The sequence below is a fragment of the Sediminispirochaeta bajacaliforniensis DSM 16054 genome, assembly GCF_000378205.1.
In the GTDB taxonomy this organism is placed as follows: domain Bacteria; phylum Spirochaetota; class Spirochaetia; order DSM-16054; family Sediminispirochaetaceae; genus Sediminispirochaeta; species Sediminispirochaeta bajacaliforniensis.
Map to the genome: position 1 here is coordinate 128431 of NZ_KB899415.1, position 17011 is coordinate 145441.

The 17011-nt window shown below is 50.2% G+C and carries 14 protein-coding genes; 8 read left to right on the forward strand and 6 right to left on the reverse strand.

The features are described 5' to 3' along the window. Window positions 1-47 precede the first annotated feature (47 nt). The 5 genes from ileS to F459_RS0111100 all read left to right on the forward strand — a co-directional run bounded on the left by ileS (window position 48) and on the right by F459_RS0111100 (window position 5869). Window positions 48-3170 (forward strand): isoleucine--tRNA ligase, encoded by a 3123-nt coding sequence (gene ileS / locus F459_RS0111080; protein ID WP_020612787.1) that lies wholly within the window; start codon window positions 48-50, stop codon window positions 3168-3170. Further along, on the forward strand, window positions 3128-4054 hold the full coding sequence (locus F459_RS0111085) for a hypothetical protein (protein ID WP_033301607.1): 927 nt from the start codon (window positions 3128-3130) through the stop codon (window positions 4052-4054). The genes ileS and F459_RS0111085 overlap by 43 nt, the downstream gene beginning before the upstream one ends. A gap of 10 nt (window positions 4055-4064) precedes the next feature. Next, window positions 4065-4694: an imidazole glycerol phosphate synthase subunit HisH gene (gene hisH, locus F459_RS0111090; RefSeq protein ID WP_020612789.1), complete on the forward strand. Its 630-nt coding sequence runs from the start codon at window positions 4065-4067 to the stop codon at window positions 4692-4694. Beyond that, the gene (gene hisF, locus F459_RS0111095) at window positions 4687-5469 is read left to right on the forward strand and encodes an imidazole glycerol phosphate synthase subunit HisF (RefSeq protein WP_020612790.1); all 783 of its coding nucleotides are present in this window, start codon (window positions 4687-4689) and stop codon (window positions 5467-5469) included. The genes hisH and hisF overlap by 8 nt, the downstream gene beginning before the upstream one ends. Window positions 5470-5566: 97 nt before the next feature. Then, window positions 5567-5869, forward strand: a complete 303-nt coding sequence (locus F459_RS0111100) for an FmdB family zinc ribbon protein (protein WP_020612791.1) — start codon at window positions 5567-5569, stop codon at window positions 5867-5869. Here the strand turns inward: F459_RS0111100 and thiI are convergent. Both thiI and F459_RS0111110 read right to left on the reverse strand, forming a co-directional pair. After that, window positions 5855-7069 (reverse strand): tRNA uracil 4-sulfurtransferase ThiI, encoded by a 1215-nt coding sequence (gene thiI / locus F459_RS0111105; RefSeq protein ID WP_020612792.1) that lies wholly within the window; start codon window positions 7067-7069, stop codon window positions 5855-5857. The two genes, F459_RS0111100 and thiI, sit on opposite strands and share 15 nt — an antisense overlap. Window positions 7070-7078: 9 nt before the next feature. After that, entirely contained in the window at window positions 7079-8251 is a 1173-nt protein-coding gene (locus tag F459_RS0111110) for a cysteine desulfurase family protein (RefSeq protein ID WP_020612793.1), read from the reverse strand. Window positions 8252-8335: 84 nt separating this feature from the next. Here F459_RS0111110 and F459_RS22215 point away from each other — a divergent pair, with 84 nt between their 5' ends. Both F459_RS22215 and F459_RS22220 read left to right on the forward strand, forming a co-directional pair. Continuing rightward, entirely contained in the window at window positions 8336-8626 is a 291-nt protein-coding gene (locus tag F459_RS22215) for an ArsR/SmtB family transcription factor (protein ID WP_033301609.1), read from the forward strand. Window positions 8627-8649: 23 nt separating this feature from the next. Beyond that, on the forward strand, window positions 8650-9699 hold the full coding sequence (locus F459_RS22220; protein WP_020612795.1) for a 3-dehydroquinate synthase: 1050 nt from the start codon (window positions 8650-8652) through the stop codon (window positions 9697-9699). Between the two features lie 6 nt (window positions 9700-9705). On the opposite strand, the gene F459_RS0111125 is transcribed toward F459_RS22220, so the two are convergent. Together F459_RS0111125 and hisS are read right to left on the reverse strand one after the other, a co-directional pair. Further along, window positions 9706-12210 (reverse strand): helicase-related protein, encoded by a 2505-nt coding sequence (locus F459_RS0111125; RefSeq protein ID WP_020612796.1) that lies wholly within the window; start codon window positions 12208-12210, stop codon window positions 9706-9708. Then, complete coding sequence (hisS, locus tag F459_RS0111130) at window positions 12207-13514, reverse strand: histidine--tRNA ligase (RefSeq protein ID WP_020612797.1); 1308 nt, start codon at window positions 13512-13514, stop codon at window positions 12207-12209. The genes F459_RS0111125 and hisS overlap by 4 nt, the downstream gene beginning before the upstream one ends. A 95-nt stretch (window positions 13515-13609) precedes the next feature. Between hisS and pcnB the strand changes: the two genes are divergently transcribed. After that, the gene (gene pcnB / locus F459_RS0111135; RefSeq protein WP_020612798.1) at window positions 13610-14791 is read left to right on the forward strand and encodes a polynucleotide adenylyltransferase PcnB; all 1182 of its coding nucleotides are present in this window, start codon (window positions 13610-13612) and stop codon (window positions 14789-14791) included. A 15-nt stretch (window positions 14792-14806) separates the two neighbouring features. Here pcnB and F459_RS0111140 read toward each other — a convergent pair whose 3' ends face one another. Next, the gene (locus F459_RS0111140; protein ID WP_020612799.1) at window positions 14807-16039 is read right to left on the reverse strand and encodes a DUF1570 domain-containing protein; all 1233 of its coding nucleotides are present in this window, start codon (window positions 16037-16039) and stop codon (window positions 14807-14809) included. A gap of 79 nt (window positions 16040-16118) precedes the next feature. Next, complete coding sequence (locus F459_RS0111145; RefSeq protein WP_020612800.1) at window positions 16119-16985, reverse strand: ATP-binding cassette domain-containing protein; 867 nt, start codon at window positions 16983-16985, stop codon at window positions 16119-16121. Window positions 16986-17011 lie beyond the last annotated feature (26 nt).

Genomic DNA, 17011 nt, shown 5'->3' on the forward strand with positions numbered 1-17011 from the left:
TTTCCGTGTTTTCTATACTCTTGTTTTGAATCCGCGAGGAGGAAACTTTGTTCAACCCGGTCGACCCAAAAGTGAATTTTCCCAAGATGGAAGAAGATATCCTTAAGTTTTGGGAGAATAACGATATTTTCCAAAAATCCATTGATCAGCGTGAGGGTAAGGATGAGTTTGTCTTTTATGATGGTCCTCCCTTTGCTACCGGACTTCCTCATTTCGGCCACTTCGTACCAGGGACCATAAAGGATATTATTCCCCGTTATCAGACTATGAAGGGGAAAAAGGTTCTCCGGCGTTTCGGTTGGGACTGCCATGGTCTTCCCGTCGAGTACGAGATGGAAAAAGAGCTTGGAATTTCAGGCAAAAGTGAGATTGAAGCCTTTGGGGTGGCAAAATTCAATGAATCCTGCCGTTCCATTGTGTTGAGATATACCTCCGAATGGCGTCAGATTGTGACGAGAATGGGACGGTGGGTCGATTTTGACCACGATTACAAAACCATGGATCCCGATTATATGGAATCGATCTGGTGGGTCTTAAGCCAACTTTGGAAGAAGGGGTACCTCTACGAGGGGCACAATATTCTTCCCTACAGCCCCGCACTTTCCACCCCTCTTTCAAACTTTGAGGTGAATCTCGGTGGCTACCAGGAGGTTGTTGATCCTGCGGTCACCATCCGCTTCAAGGTACGGGGAACCGACTCGACCTATATTCTGGCATGGACCACCACGCCTTGGACCCTGCCCAGTAACCTCGGCCTTGCCTTCGGTCCCGACATCGATTATGTCAAGGTGAAAGACGGCGACGAGTATTACATCATGGCAAAGGAACGCCTTTCCGCGTATTACAAAGATCCGTCTGAATATGAGATTGTGGAAGAAAAAAAGGGTACGGCTTATGCCGGAGTCGAATATGAACCTCTGTTTCCCTATTTCGCCTCTTTGCGGGAGCAGAATGCATTCAGGGCCTTTACTGCAGACTATGTAACCACCGAAGATGGAACGGGTATCGTACATACGGCTCCCGGCTTTGGTGAGGAAGATTATGAGGCCATGAAAGGGACGGGTGTCCCGGTTGTCTGCCCTATTGATGCGGAATGCCGCTTTACCGACGAGGTTCCCGACTACAAGGGAATTTTCGTGAAGGATGCCGATAAACCGATCATTAAGCGCCTGAAAGATGAGGGCAAGCTTATTCGGCGTGAAAACTACAAACACCAGTATCCCTTCTGTTATCGGACCAAAAAGCCCCTTATCTACCGTGCAGTAAGCTGTTGGTTTGTCGATATCGGAAAGATCAAAGAGAAGATGCTTGCAGCCAACAGCAAGGTCAACTGGATCCCTGCGCACTTAAAGAACGGCCGCTTTGGAAAATGGCTTGAAGGAGCGCGTGACTGGGCCATCAGCAGAAACCGCTATTGGGGAAATCCTATTCCCATCTGGAAATGCGACGGTTCTGATTACATTGAGGTGATCTCCAGCAGAGAAGAGCTTGAGAAAAAGTGCGGTAAAAAGGTCGATGACCTCCATAAACACTTTGTTGATGAATTTACTTGGCCAAGCCCCGACGGAAAGGGGACCATGCGGCGAATTCCCGATGTGCTTGACTGTTGGTTCGAGTCGGGATCGATGCCCTATGCCCAGATCCACTATCCCTTTGAGAATAAAGAGTGGTTTGAAAAGAACTTTCCTGCCGATTTTATCTGTGAAGGTCTCGATCAGACCCGCGGATGGTTCTATACCCTTACAATCCTCGCCGCTGCACTCTTTGATTCTCCCGCCTTTATGAATGTGGTTACCAACGGCCTTGTCCTTGCCGAAGACGGAAAGAAGATGAGTAAATCGGAGAGGAACTACTCCGATCCCGTGGAGGTTATCGATAAGTTCGGGGCCGATGCCCTTCGTATGTTCCTTATGAACTCCGCGGTAGTGAAAGCCGAGGATCTTCGCTATTCGGACGATGGCGTCAAAGAGGTTCTGAAGACCTTCATCATTCCGTTCTGGAATGCCTATAGCTTTTTTGTTACCTATGCAAATATTGATTCCTTTGAACCGAAAGGGCTGAAGGATGCTCCCGATAATCCCCTGGATCGATGGATCCTCTCCGAGGCCGAGCATCTTGTTTCCGACGTTACCGCACAGCTTGATGCCTATGATCTTCAGAAGGCGATTGAACCGATTGTTCGTTTCGTCGATTCCCTGAACAACTGGTACATCAGAAGGAGTAGAAGGAGATTTTGGAAGAGTGAGAACGATAGCGATAAGCTCCAGGCATATGAGACCCTCTATGCGGTCCTTATGAAGGTTGTCCGTGTCGCTGCTCCGATCATTCCCTTTATGACCGAAGCGATTTACCAGAATCTGAAATGTAAGGAAACAGCAGAGTCCGTGCATCTCTGCGACTATCCCGTTGCCGATGAATCGGTCCGTGATCTGGAGCTTGAGAAAAAAATGGAGATCACCAGAAAAGCTGTCTCCATGGGCCGGGCCCTCCGGAGCATGCACAGTCTCAAGACACGTCAGCCCCTCAAGGCCCTCTATCTGGTTACCAGGGATTTTCAGGAAAAGAAGATCCTTCGGGAGATGGAGGATATCATCCGGGAAGAGTTGAACGTCAAAGAGGTCCTGCTCAAAGAGAACGAAGAGGATCTTGTCGTCTATCAGGCAAAGCCGAACTACAAGGTGCTGGGAAGCAAGCTTGGGAAGTACATGAAGGCTGTGGCAGGAAAGATCGAATCTTTGACCATGCGCGAGGTTCAGTCCCTCCTCGAAGGGGCGACCCTTTCCCTCGACTATGAGGGAGGTTCCCTTGAGCTGACTGAGGAAGGAATCATCGTGCAGCGTTTTGAAAAGGAGCATCTGAAGGTTCTGAACGATGGAAGCCTGACCGTGGGGCTCGATTCCGAGGTTACCGAGGAGCTGAAGCAAGAGGGAACGGTTCGTGATGTGGTTCGAAGTGTCCAGAATATGCGTAAGGATCGAGGTCTTGAGGTTACCGATCGAATAAGGCTTTTCATCGACGGTACGCCGGCCCTTCGGGAAGCCGTCGACCTGTTTACCGATCATATCCTTGAAGAAACCCTTGCCGAGTCTGTCGACTTTAGAAAAGAGGCCGGCTCCGAGGAGCGCGAATGCGGAGAGGAACATTGCTGGATCGATCTGGTAAAGGTTTAAGTCCCCTGATGATGCCATCGGAAGCGACTGATAGGAGGGGACGGCGAATCTTTCGCCGCCCCTTTTTTCTTTTTTTGCTTCTCCTCTCTGCTTTTCTCATCGGGTGTGCCGGAACCCCTAAAATATATGAAACAGGGGTAGAAGTTTTGACAGGGAAGGGGGACCTTACCCTTGTGGTGCGGGAACCTTCGGCGTGGGAACCGACGTACCGATGGCTCATGGATCTTCTCCTGGGAGCAGGAATGGAAGAGAAGCACGCCGCTATGCTTTTAAACCGGACCGAGCGTATGTCTGTCGCCCTTGATTCGAGGGGCTTGCGTCTTGCTCTTGCCGGCAATTTCCCCCGTTTTGCCTTACGCAAGACGATTCGCGAGGTAAACAGTGAACCGGGACTTCAAATGGCCATGCCGTGGAGCGGGGTTGTGCTGGTCTCACAGGGCGATCATTCCTGGCTGAAAAGAACAGCCTCCGGTGAAGACGGTTTTTTTGCGGGAGCATTGATCCCTGGAGAGATCGCCTTCTTTCTGGAAGAGCCCGCTTCTTTCGTTGATGAAGCGGACCTTACCGGCGTCGATCACCTTCGCGTCCGGCTTGTTCCCAAAAGCATGGATGAAATGAATGGTTTTGAGACGAGTATAGATATTACCTGTTCCGATGCCGAACGTGCGAAGCAGGTGGCAACCTCGTTGAAGACGGCCTTATTTGTCGCCAGTCGGCAGAAGAACACAGACGATGCAGCTACGGCCTCCAGACAGCGATTTGCAAAGGACGTTTTGCGTCTTCGGGCCGTCGGCCGGGAAGGAACGGGTATTGTGATCGGCCCGGTCTTCCTGCGGGAATATGACTTTGCCGTCATCGCAAAGATGAGGAATATACTGGGATGAAGGAGAAGAAATGAAGGTAGGAGTTATCGACTACGATGCGGGCAATCTTGCAAGTGTCAGTACGGCCCTTCGATTTCTTGGTGCCGATTTTATCGTTTCACCGGATCATAGGGAACTTGATCGATGTGACAGGCTGATTTTCCCCGGCGTTGGTGAGGCCTTTCATGCTATGCATGTATTGCGGGAACGTTCACTGGACACATTGCTTCAACGCTATGCCGCTTCCGGTCGTCCTCTTTTGGGAATTTGTATCGGATGCCAGCTGGTGCTTGACCATTCCGAGGAGCGGGATACCGATTGCCTGGGAATCATACCGGGGAAGGTCTTGCTTTTCCCTGAACGCAAGGGCCTGAAGGTTCCTCACATGGGATGGAACTCGGTACGCTTTTGCGGCGATATTCATCCTCTTTTCTCCGGAATTCCGGATGGTACGTCATTCTATTTTGTTCACTCCTATTATCCGCAGGTAGATCGATCTCTGACCATCGCAGAGTGTGATTATGGTGAAACCTTTTCGGCTGCTTTTGCCCGGGATAACATTGCGGCAATGCAGTTTCATCCCGAAAAGTCCGGCCCCTTTGGCTTGCGGCTTTTGAAAAACTTTCTTTCTTGGAATCCGGGAGGCGCTGAGCATGTTTAAGCGACGAATCATTGTCTGTCTCGATGTTAGAGATGGAAAAACCACAAAGGGCGTGAAGTTTAAAGGTAATGTCGATATCGGAGATCCAGTGGAGATGGCCCGAGAGTATTACCGTCAGGGGGCCGACGAACTCGTCTTTTACGACATCACTGCTTCAAATGAAAAGCGTTCCATCATGATCGATGTTGTCCGCAAGGTCGCTGAAGAAATTTTCATTCCGTTTTCGGTGGGAGGCGGTATTTCTTCCGTCGACGATATGTGGGATGTGATCCTGGCCGGGGCTGAGAAGATCAGCGTAAACAGTCAGGCGGTGAAAAATCCTTCCATCATAGAAGAGGGGGCTTCACGTTTCGGACGTCAATGTATAGTTCTTGGTATGGATGCCCTCTCTGATTCATCCATGCCGTCCGGATACCGTGTTGTGATACATGGGGGGAGGGTGAAGACGGAATTGGACGCCCTTGAATGGGCTCTTCGTGCAGAGTCCCTTGGCGCGGGCGAGATCGTGCTTAATTCCATCGACGCCGACGGAACAAAAGACGGCTACGAGTTGAATTTGACCTCGATGATTAGCAACGCCGTCTCCATCCCCGTGGTTGCATCCGGGGGTGCGGGCAAACCTGAAGATCTTGTGGATGTCTTTTCCAAGGGCTCTGCAGATGCGGCCTTGATAGCTTCCATGGTCCATATCCAGGGCTATACCATCGGCGAGATTAAAGAGACGCTTCGAAAAAACAATGTCGAAGTTAGAACAGATTCTTTTGTCGAGCCGTGAGACTCGATGAGCGAAATATGTTGCCCGAATTGCCCTGCAATGAGTATATTAACGGTAACAGCATAAAAATTTATATTGACGGCGGAGGCGCAACTACATGCCTACTTATGATTACGAGTGCGACGAATGCGGTCACACCTTTGAGTTTTTTCAAGCAATGTCTGATGATCCTATTTCAGTGTGCCCCAAATGTGGGGGACATGTGAGGAGACTTATCGGAGGAGGAACCGGTATTATTTTTAAGGGAAGCGGTTTCTATGTCACCGATAATAAGCGAACGGGTGCTTCTTCCACCTCTTCTCCTATTAATGGAGACGAAAAAACGAAACCCCAGAAATCAAGCGAATCTCATGTTGAAAAGGCGGATAGTAAAAAAGAACCGGCTTCAACCAAGGGTTGAGGCCGCCACTTGGTCTTCTTTCTGAAACGAATGGGGAGGAAATGCGTATACCTCCCTGTTCTCATATGACCTTTTAAGCTCTTCGTCGAGGCTCAGGCTCCGGTATGCCGTGGTAAGGAGTTCCTTATTGGGGTGTACCAAAGGGTGTTTGGGGCTAAAAATGGTACAGCAGTCTTCATAGGGAAGGATACTGGTTTCGAAGGTACCTATTCTCCTGGCAATCATGATGATCTCTTCCTTGTCCAGACCGATGACCGGACGAAAAATGGGGCGCTGGGCAAAGGAACCGGTAAGGGTAATGCTTTCTATGGTTTGGCTTGCTACCTGGCTAAGGGCCTCGCCCGTAACCAGCGCCTTGGCCCCCGTATTGGCGGCAACCATATCGGCAATCTCCACCATGGCAGCCCTCATATGAAGGGTCAGTTCTTCGCTTCTTCCCCGCTGCTTCATTAAGATTTGTGCTTCGGTAAAGGGAATGACATGAAGCCGTATGCCTCCGGTGTAGGGCGCCAAAATCTCTGCAAGTTTCTTCACCTTATCGAGGGCCTCATTCGATGTATAGGGATACGCATGAAAATAGACGGCGTCCAGTTTCAAACCGCGTTTCGCCATGAGGAAAGCTGCGACCGGAGAATCGATGCCTCCGGACAGCAAAACGACCCCCTTGCCTGCACAGCCGACCGGAAGCCCTCCCGGCCCCTTTTCCATCCGACCATAGATATATGCTGCTTCGCGTATCTCCACTCCCAAAACCCAGTCCGGGGTTTTGACGTCGACATGGAACTCCTGATGGGCATCAGCGATACGGGCACCGATATCGCAGGCTATTTCGTACGAGGTCATTGGAAAACTCTTATCGGCCCTTCGTGCGGAAACCTTGAAGCTCTGCAGCTTTCCGTCCGACGCTATCTCATCGGCAATCAGCGATGCTGCCTCCCTGATCTCTTCTACTCGCTTGTCACAGCGAAGGGCCTTGGTGAATCCCACTATGCCGAAGGTGGTTGAGAGTACGGAGCGTACCGCCTCTTCCGGAGCCTTCGGACATCGAAGATAAACCCTTCCACTATGCATTCGCAGCTCTGATCGGTAGGGCAGCAGCTTTTTTTTGATATTCTTTCGTAAAAGCCTTTCGAAAAAGATTCGGTTATCTCCCTTTAGGGCTATTTCCCCGAAACGTATAAGATACAGTGATTCTTTCATCTTCTTTCCTTAAAATGCCCTTCCGAGAAATTGTATTGTCTGATCAAGGGCTTGTAGAAATTGTTCTATCTGGGCACATGTGGTATCGGCACCTATGGAAATACGAAAAGCCCCCAGGGCATCCGCTTCTCCGACTCCGGCCCTCATAAGGGCACGTCTGATCTTTTTCCCGCCATGACTACCACGATTTGAACAGGCAGATCCCGCGGATATGGCATATCCCTTATCGTTCATGACGCGTACCAATGTTTCGGAGGGAATGGGTGATGCGGTGGCGCTGATGGTCGATCCTACAAAATTCCGGGGTGCTGCCTTTCGCGAACGGGGAATAACGCTTAGCCCTTTCAGCGAGGAAAGCCCTTCAAACAACAGCATTTGTGCCTCTTTACTCGGCAGCCGTCCCTCCGCAGTCATGGTAAGGCTTTCGGTCAAAGCCGCAATGGCCGGCAGGTTTTCCGTTCCCGGCCTCATCCCCATCTCCTGACCCCCGCCTGGAAAAGGATGGGTAAGAGGTTTCTTGAGGTAAAGGATTCCTATTCCCCTGGGGGCTCCTATTTTGTGGCCGCTGAAGCTGGCGGAATCGATTCCCGAAGCGATGATATCTTCGGCAATACTAATCTCTCGTTTACCGCCTGCCTGAACCGCATCGGTATGAATATGAACGGGATGACCTTCCTCTTTACTTCGTATCGCTTCAACAAGCTTTTGTATGGGAAAGATCTCTCCAGTTTCGTTGTGGACTGCCATACAGCAGGCAAGCTTTGTATTCCCGGTGATAAGCCTGGCATACTCCTCCACGGAAAAAAGGCTCTCCTCCCGGATCGAAGGCTCTGCCAGGGAAAAACCGAATTCGCTGAAAATCGGGCGATACTCCCATATGGCAGGATGTTCGAAGCCTGGGATGATAATCTTCCCGCCTCCCTTACTCCTGAGAAAAGAGTGGAGAACAATAGCATTACTCTCTGTTCCTCCGGAGGTGAAAATGATGTGATCCGGCCCGGTTCCCAGCATATGGGCAATACGCTTCCTGCACGTTTCGAGAAGAGCCGATGCCTCTTTCCCCTCTTTGTGTACCGCCGAAGGATTTCCGGGAAAACGTTCGGCAGTTTTATCATAAGCCTCTCGGGCGCGAACGCTTAAAGGTGCTGTTGCCGCCCAATCGAGGTAGATTCTTCCCATCATGGGGCGATGATAGCGTTAATGATACGCTCTTTCAAGACAATAGCCTTGAAAAAAGTACTTATCACGTGTATCCTATGTATTCGTATGGACGATCAAACTTGTTGTGCAGATATTATTATTGAGACCTACGCTGAGAAGCTCAAGGTATGTGGACACCCTGTTCGCCTCAAAATCCTTTGTCTTATTGAGAAGGAAGAGGCGTGTGTTATGGAGCTCTGGAAGTGTTTAAACCAGTCGCAGCCTGTGGTCTCACAACACCTCGCCGTTCTGAAAGAAAAGGGAATAGTCGATTCCGAGATTCAGGGAAACAAGCGCTTTTATTCTATTGTAGACCCCTTTATTAAGTCGATTGTTCAATCGTTGGGTACCGTCTGATTTCTTCACATGGACGATACGTTATGAAGCAAGAATTTCGACTTGGAGAGCGGGTGAGTACTGTCCGTTTCCTTGAACAGGGGGAGCGGCCGGAAGAGACTATCAGGCGCGAATATCCTCATTCCCTTATCATCTGGGTTGCCGACGAGAATACCTCCCGTTATTTTCCGGCCGGGGAGCCTTACTGTTTGGTTTTACCTGCGGGCGAAGCCTTCAAGACGATGGAAACGATCCTTCGTATTGTAGATTTTGCGCTTCAGGTCGGGGCCGGACGCGATAGCCTTTTTGTTGCCCTCGGCGGCGGTGTTGTGTGCGACATGACCGCCTTTGCGGCTTCGGTATACATGCGGGGAGCCGGAGTCGTTCTTTTACCCAGTACGCTTCTGGCGATGGTCGATGCCACTCTCGGAGGCAAGAGCGGTGTGGACTATCGTGGCTACAAGAACATCATAGGAACCTTTTATCCTGCTTCGCTGATCATTATTGAGCCGACATATCTGGCTTCGCTCCCTCAGCGGGAAATCATGGGAGGAGTCGCCGAGGTGGTCAAACATGCCATGCTTTCCGGCGATGGTGCCCTTGAAAGGATCGAAAGGCTTCTTCCTGATATAAAGGCGGGTAATCGCGATGCCTTTTCTTCGATTATTGCCGAAAGTCTGACAGTGAAAGGGGCGGTTATCGAGCAAGATCCCCTGGAAAGGGGAATACGGGCTCACCTTAATCTCGGGCACACCTTTGCCCATGCACTGGAAAGTGCCACCGGGTTTAGCGGGTGGAGTCACGGTGAGGCGGTGGCATGGGGGCTTTCCCGGGCCCTCCACGCCGGTGAACTTTTAGGAGAAACCGATTCTGGCTATCGGCGCTTTATCGATGAACTTCTTGATCGTTTCGGTTATAGAAGGTATGCCGAGGCCGACACCTCCGCAATCCTTGAGGCAGTCGGAAGCGATAAAAAGAAGCGGGGAGGCGAGGTTCGTTTCGTTTTGCAAAGAAAGGCGGGCGATACCTTTACAAGGGCGCTTCCCCGAGAAATTGTCGAGGAAGCGATATCAGGCGGCTGTCTGAACGCTTAGTATGTTTTAATATGATTCAAAAATAGTGTTTAAGCGACGATACGCGTCGTTTACCTTTTCCACCAACGTATGCTTTGTCGATTCATTCAGTTCGTCGGCAAGGGCTTCAAGGCTTGATAGCGAGACATCCACCGCGGTATGAAAGCTTTTAATCACCTTGAACCAGTAGACACCAACTCCATCGGTTTCCAGGGTAACGAAGCCAAGTCGTTTTGACGATTTTTTCGTCTTTGCAGTCCGCAGTAAGGCATCGAGGTGGTCACACAGCGCTTCGAGTTCCTCTGCGGCATTATAGTTTTTCCCCCCGGGGGCAGGATACGAAAGGTCCTTCGGCGGATCGATAAAGGGAACAATCTTGATAATGCTGGCGATTCTGTCTCCCGTATGGATTTCATACCCGGACCAGGTAATCTTTGCCCTGGCGTTTTCCTGTACCTGTGGCAACGATTCTCCCGATTGGACCAGCGGGGATAGTTCTTCCCAGGGAAGTACGGCGATCTTCTTTTTCCCCTTATAGGGCTCCATCGTAAAGTTTTTTTCTCCGACCTTGATTGTCCAGCTCGTGTCCCGCTTTGCTTTCTGCTTCTCCTCTTTCTCTTGTTTTCTTGAACCTGGCCTTCCTGCTTTTGTCGTTATCAGCTGATTCAGTGAGGGGGATATCTCTTCAAGCCAGGAGCGGTGGAGTGGGCTGACGGATCGTGCGAACATTCTGCTGGTGCGAACAATCTCCCCTGCCACAATGAACCCTGGAGATTCCCGAAACATACAGCTTCCCGGATGAATTTGTATTCTATCGGCGGTGAGGCTGCGATAGATACCTCTTCCCGTACGCACACAGACGAATTGCACAAGTCCGGCGGCAATCGAACAGAGAATATCCCTGGTCGCTCCGCCGGAGGAGATGGGAACCCCAAAACCGGAGACAATCTCCTCGAGCTGTTGCTTAATGTTTACGATCTCTCCCATGGTTCTGTAGTCGAGATAGTAGGTATCGCAAAAGTGTTCCCGCCGTTTTTTCCCTTTCAGTTTGACAAACTGCCGGAAGATGGAAATGTAGGAGATGAAATCCCCTGCAGGGTCGGAAAGCTGATGATGGGCCCTCCTTGCCTCCATCTCCTCTCCCGGGGGAAGCACGAAGGGGGCATGTGTTGAAAGAAAAGCGGTGGCAATAAGTACCTCTTCCATCACCGAGGGGTAGCGGAAGATGGCCTCTACCAGGATTTTGGAGTGTCTGGGGCCCAGAGGAAAATCGACCATCATGAGCCCTGTTCTCGTGAGCTGTCGTTCTTCGGTGAGCGCATCCAACAGCTTGAGGGTTTCGATTGCTCCGATGATGCCGGGGCGTCCCGGAGGACTGACAAAATCAAAGGCTTCAAACTCCTGAATGTCGAGCTCTGCCATGCGCAAAACTACTTCAGAAAGATCGGTTCGATAGATTTCTTCAAGGGTGAAGGGATCGCGATGCTGATAATCCCGTTTATCGTAAAGACGATAACAAACTCCCGGCCGTGTTCGTCCGGCACGCCCCTTTCTCTGATCACAGCTTGCCTGAGAGATGGGCCCTTCAATGAGACTGCTGGTAAAGGTGCGCGGATTGTAGTAGTTAAGCTTTGCCAGCCCCGAATCGATGACCGTGGTGATACCGTCGATGGTGACACTTGTTTCAGCGATGTTGGTGGAAATAACCACCTTTGACTTACCCTTCGGCGTGGAAACAAAAACCTGTTCCTGTTCTTCTTTTGTCAGCCTTCCGTACAGCGGCAGAATGTAGAGCTTTTTTGCAAAAGAGGAGATTGAAAGGGCCGTCATGGCATCCTTGATCGCCTTTTCGCCGGAAAGAAATATGAGAATGTCACCCGGCATTTTGTGCTTCACCGTATCGCCGACGATGGACACGATCTTTTCCGTTAGGAGATCGGGATCGCTGGGGTGTTCGAGTGGCGCATAACGGATTTCAACGGGATGGATAATTGCATCAATATGAAGAATCGGTGCTTTGCCAAAATAGTCCGAAAAGATTTTTGGGTTGATGGTGGCGGAGGAGATGATAACCTTCAGGTCTTTTCGCTCCTGAATGATCTCCTTAAGCAATCCTAAGATAAAGTCGATATTGAGGCTGCGCTCATGGGCCTCATCTACCATGATGACCGAATAGCGACTCAGGTAACGGTCCGCCTTCAGTTCCTGGAGTAAAATCCCGTCGGTCATGATCTTGATGGCGGTTTCGGAGACGGTCTGGTCCTCAAAACGCATCTTATATCCCACGATGCCGGGGACCTTTGTTCCCAGCTGGGAAGCGATATAATCGGAGACGGAAACAGCCGCTATCCTTCGTGGCTGGGTTACGCCAATTATTCCCCGTGTACCGTATCCTGCCTCGTGAAGAATCATGGGTAACTGAGTAGTCTTACCCGACCCTGTCGGGCTTTCCACGACGATAACCTGGTTCTTCTCGAGTTCGTCGAGGATCTTTGCCCGCTGTTGATAGATAGGCAGCTCTGGATGGTTCATTCCTTTGTGGCGACCATCCGGCACCAATCTATGGCCTCTGTTATGTCAATCATGTTACGAGACTCCCGTGTTGCGAGATTCTTGACCGAGACTTTTCCTGCGTTCTTCTCGTCTCCTCCACAGATAAGGGCCATTCGGATACCGCGCTTTTCGGCCCAGGCAAACTGCTTCCCAAGTTTTTGGCTCTGGAGTTGGACCTCACAGGAGAGGCCTGCCTTTCGCACTTTTCTTGCGAGAATGTGATAGTATCCAGACAGTGATTCATCGATATTAAATATGGCAACGGCGGGAGCGCCGGTGGCATCGCCTGCCTTGCCCAGCTCTTCCAGCGCGGCGACGAGACGATCTAATCCGATGGAGGAGCCTACCCCCGGCAACTGCTGCTTGGTGTAGAGAGAGGCGAGGTTGTTGTACCGACCCCCTGAACAGACCGACCCTATTTGAGGCAAGTCGTTGAGGAAGGTTTCGTAGACGATCCCGGTGTAGTAGTCCAGCCCCCGGGTTATCGAAGGATCGAGGATAAAGGAATCGGCAACCGAGGCCTCTTCGAGTGCCTGGTAAATCTCCCTCAGTCGACTACTCTCCTCGCAACTGCCCCTGGCGAGCTCTTCAAGCTTCTCCACGGTCTCGAGGAAGCTTCCTTTTGCCTGAATATAGTCGAGCACCTTCGCTGCTGTCTGGGAGCCGATTTCTGAGGCCAGCTGCTCGTGCACCTCTTTTTCGCCGATTTTTGCCAGCTTGTCGACAATGCGCAGTATTTCCACAGAGTGGGAGGCAACCTCAATAGCATCAAGGAAGCGGTTGAAAAGCCCCCGATGATTGATCCTGAAGCTCACATTGTCGATGCCGAGGGCAGTGAAGGCACTGTGCATCATCAATAGAATTTCGAGATCGGCCGAGAGCGCATCGATTCCGACGATATCGAAATCGCACTGTACGAACTCCCGGTATCGCCCTTTTTGTGTATTTTCGCCCCGCCAGACCTTGTCGATATGATAGCGTTTAAAGGGGAGAGACAGCTCATTAATATGGCTTGCCATGAAGCGGGCAAAGGGAACGGTAAGGTCGAATCGCATGGCGACCTCTCTTCCCCCCTGATCGGTAAAGGCATAGACCTGCTTGTCGGTCTCTCCTCCTCCCTTACCCAATAGTACTTCCCGGTATTCGAGAACCGGGGTATCGATTGGAACAAATCCATAGCCGTGAAAAACCTGTTCAAGTGTATGCATGATGGCAATCCGTCTGGATGCCTGATCGGGAAGAAAATCCCTGAAACCTTTTAAAACTCTTGGCTCTATGATCACGAAAGAGGCTCCTTTTTCCCTTACTTGATTTTTATGGTCGAACAATTTACCATAGTGTAAACGAAAACCGATTCTTACTGCAAGCGAGAGATGTTTTGCTGAAACGATATGCTACCGATGAGAAGGGGCAAAGTGTCCCGATAGCGAAAATTTACACCGAGCAAGAACACCCGATCTCTTCCGATCAAATCGATGGTGATGCCTTTGCGATAACAAGGCGTCTTAAGGATGCCGGATTTGAGGCCTATATCGTCGGCGGAGCAGTGAGAGATCTGCTTCAGGGGAAAAGTCCAAAAGATTTTGATATCGCAACCAGTGCATATCCGAAGCAGGTCAGAAAGCTTTTTCGTAATTCGAGGATCATCGGAAGACGTTTTCGCTTGGTACATGTCCACTATGGAAGCGGTAAGATCATCGAGGTCTCGACCTTTCGGGCCGACGACGAGGAAGGTAACTCGAATAATGTGTTCGGTACCCTTGAAGACGATGTGAAACGCAGGGATTTTAGTGTAAACGCCCTCTATCTTGACCCCCAGAAACTGCACATCATCGATTTTGTCGACGGTGTGAAAGATGTCAGGGCCGGAAAGATGAAGAGTTTGCTCCCCTTGGATAGGACCTTTAAAGATGATCCTGTCCGTATGATCAGGGCTGTGAAGTATTCTACCGGTGGCGGCTTTCGTATGGGATGGAAGCTTCGCAGGGCCATTGCCAGGCATGTGGACGAGCTTGAGCGTTGTCCATCCTCCCGCATGACCGAAGAGGTGTTTAAGGTCCTCTCCTCCGGCCGTTCGGCTCTTCTTATTGATGAATTTTTGAAAACAGGATTGTTTCGCCATATGCTTCCGCGTATCGACTCCTTTCTCAAATCGGGGGACAAGAAGCTTCGAGGAGCCTTCTTCGCTTCCTTGGAAGAGTTGGATCTTCTTGTTCGGGAAAAGAATGAGGATCGCAAGGGGCAAATGCTTGTTAGGTTGCTTAGCCCCTTTCTGGAACTCTCCTTAGAGGGCACCAATAGTGTCGATCTGTTCCGGGATACCTTTAAATCCTGTAAGCAATTGCTTGAGCCGATAACGCCTCCCAACCATGAAGTGGAGATGGCGGTCATAAAGCTTTTTCGGCAATGCGGTATCAGAACCCCGCGTAATATTACACGAAAGCCGAAGCCCTCCTCTCTCGAGCCTGTAGCGAAAGATAAGGAGAATAAAATGCGGCGAAGTCGTAGACGAAAAAAGCGCCAGTCGGCTGAAAATACCGACGTAGCGCTTGATGTTTAACACTGTTCGCTTCTGTTACCTTTCTGTCTCTTTCGTTGCATTTCCACTTTCCGAGTTGATTCTCGTAAGCAGATCATCTGCTTTGACGCCGAAACCATCCGGATCCAGGCTCTTTACCTGGCTCAGGTAAAAGGCTGCGTCGCTGTTGCGACTATCGGCATAAGCATTTACACCAAGAGCGTAGTAGGTGAGTGGAGCGTTTCCGCCCGCCTGGATGGAAGAGTGATAGTAGTATTCCGCCGAGGCATAGTCTGCTCTTGCATAACCGATGAGGCCCAGATAGTAGTAGGGAATGTAATTCTCCGGACGAAGGGCCATTGCCGAACTGAAGAGTTTTTCCGCCTCATCGTATTGTTCAAGCCCGTAGGCCTGCATTCCCGATTCAATCAGATCAGGGAAGGTTTTGACCGAGGAGATATAACTTGCAAAGTCGGAAACAAAAAGATTGCGGTCCGTCCATGAAAAGGCGCGCTGTACCGTGGAATTCTCATTGTCGCGTTTTGTCGCATCGGCGGAGAGACTCGAAATTGCATCCCACAGGGCCCTATTGTAATTTTTGTATTCGCTGTTGAGCAGAAACGAGACAAGTCCCCAGCTTTCGGCATAAAACTGGTCGATATTCGCATTTGCGGTTTCGGCATCGACATAAAGAAGCATATTGAGAGGCAGCAGTCCCGAACTTCCCTCTGTTTTGGTTTCCTCGGCAAGTAGGGTTCTCAGATAGGGAATCCATCCGAGATTTTCCCGATAGATTGCCGTTTTCCGGTCTGTGTTGTAACCGCTCTCTTCGAAATAGATGGCGAACCCCTTCTGCAGCCAAAGGGGAGGCTCGCTAATAAAACTGCGGAGATATTGAACAAAACCGTGGTGAATAAGGGAGCGCCGCTCCAATTCCGGATCATCCATGGCATAGCCGACAAGCTCGCTTTTCGCTGAATTTTTATATTGAAGAAAGACAAAGGTCTCTCTTGTCTGTGACACCGTCGAGCGAAGATAATCATCAAACTTTGCCTTGCTGGAAAAGAGCCTGACATTCATTTTGTTCTGAAGTTCCGCGGGATCAAAATGAAAGTATGAGTTGAAGAGCACGAAAAATGCATCAAGAAATTCGGCTTTTGCCTGTGCATCTTCTTTACCCATTTCTGAGAAGACTCTATAGTGATTCCCTTCCGCCATCTGCATGCTTTGCCCAAACACCATGGCTGTGGTGCATAGAAGAAGAACTACGATGATTGATCTTCGTTTCATGATAACCGCTCCTTATGTCTCTATCCAATGGAGAAATTATATCTCCTCATTTATCTATCGGCCGTAATGAGCAAAAAAATTAGTGACTTTGTACCGCATCGACGGTGATATCGACCGATGTTATCAGGACTCCCCCGTAACGCTGAAGACTGGAAATAATATACTCCTGCATATCGTGAAGCGAACCGGAAAGATTGACTCCTATAGGGAGGTGAACCTTCAGATGAAGATGATATCCACCTGCATCGTGCTTGACGCTTACCTTCCGTACCGATACTGCGTCGTCCCATTCATCGACACAGTGCAGCACCATCTGGGTAAGGGCCACCTCGCTAATTTCAACTTTTCCCCGTTTGCTTGAGAACTCGGGTTGCACCACGGTCTTTTCAAAGGCCCGTTGTCCTCCGGGAAGAAGACCCAGCTTTTTCTTGAAAAATACCTTTACCGAATCATAAACGAATTGAGGGTAATTTTGCCTGATTTCTATGGAAGGAACGGGGATCACATGCTTACCTTCCGTTCTGCTTTTAATAGCAGTTTCGATCTCTTCTTTACTTGCAAGTTGCTCAATGCTTAACACTTTCGAGGGAGCAGGTAGTCCAAGCCTTCCCGCAATTTTCCTGACCATTCGCTCGCTTGTACCGATCAGGAGAATCCTCCTGAATTTTTCTCTGTCAATAGCCTCCCTGACTTCTCTGAGATGGGAGGGGTCTTCGAACAGTGCCGTCTTAATGGCGGAAAGGAAGAGCTTTTCCCGCTTAGCGGAACGGCCCGCAATAATCTTCTGATCGCGAATAAGTAATCCATCGTCGATGATTAATTCAATACCGTATTTTTCTGCCACAAGTTTTGCCCGGAAGCTTTTGCCCGTTCCGCTGCGTCCTACCAACGCAAATACCTGTACGCCTCTGAGTAGCCATAAAAGATGGCGGATAAACTGAACCATGAAAGCATGATAGCCACCACCGACAT

Bases quoted from the DNA above. Each gene is read 5' to 3' on its own strand.
- F459_RS0111085 (WP_033301607.1), top strand. From the start codon at position 3,128: ATGCGGAGAGGAACATTGCTGGATCGATCTGGTAAAGGTTTAAGTCCC.
- hisH (WP_020612789.1), top strand. From the start codon at position 4,065: ATGAAGGTAGGAGTTATCGACTACGATGCGGGCAATCTTGCAAGTGTC.
- hisF (WP_020612790.1), top strand. From the start codon at position 4,687: ATGTTTAAGCGACGAATCATTGTCTGTCTCGATGTTAGAGATGGAAAA.
- F459_RS0111100 (WP_020612791.1), top strand. From the start codon at position 5,567: ATGCCTACTTATGATTACGAGTGCGACGAATGCGGTCACACCTTTGAG.
- thiI (WP_020612792.1), bottom strand. From the start codon at position 7,069: ATGAAAGAATCACTGTATCTTATACGTTTCGGGGAAATAGCCCTAAAG.
- F459_RS0111110 (WP_020612793.1), bottom strand. From the start codon at position 8,251: ATGATGGGAAGAATCTACCTCGATTGGGCGGCAACAGCACCTTTAAGC.
- F459_RS22215 (WP_033301609.1), top strand. From the start codon at position 8,336: ATGGACGATCAAACTTGTTGTGCAGATATTATTATTGAGACCTACGCT.
- F459_RS22220 (WP_020612795.1), top strand. From the start codon at position 8,650: ATGAAGCAAGAATTTCGACTTGGAGAGCGGGTGAGTACTGTCCGTTTC.
- F459_RS0111125 (WP_020612796.1), bottom strand. From the start codon at position 12,210: ATGAACCATCCAGAGCTGCCTATCTATCAACAGCGGGCAAAGATCCTC.
- F459_RS0111140 (WP_020612799.1), bottom strand. From the start codon at position 16,039: ATGAAACGAAGATCAATCATCGTAGTTCTTCTTCTATGCACCACAGCC.
- F459_RS0111145 (WP_020612800.1), bottom strand. From the start codon at position 16,985: ATGGTTCAGTTTATCCGCCATCTTTTATGGCTACTCAGAGGCGTACAG.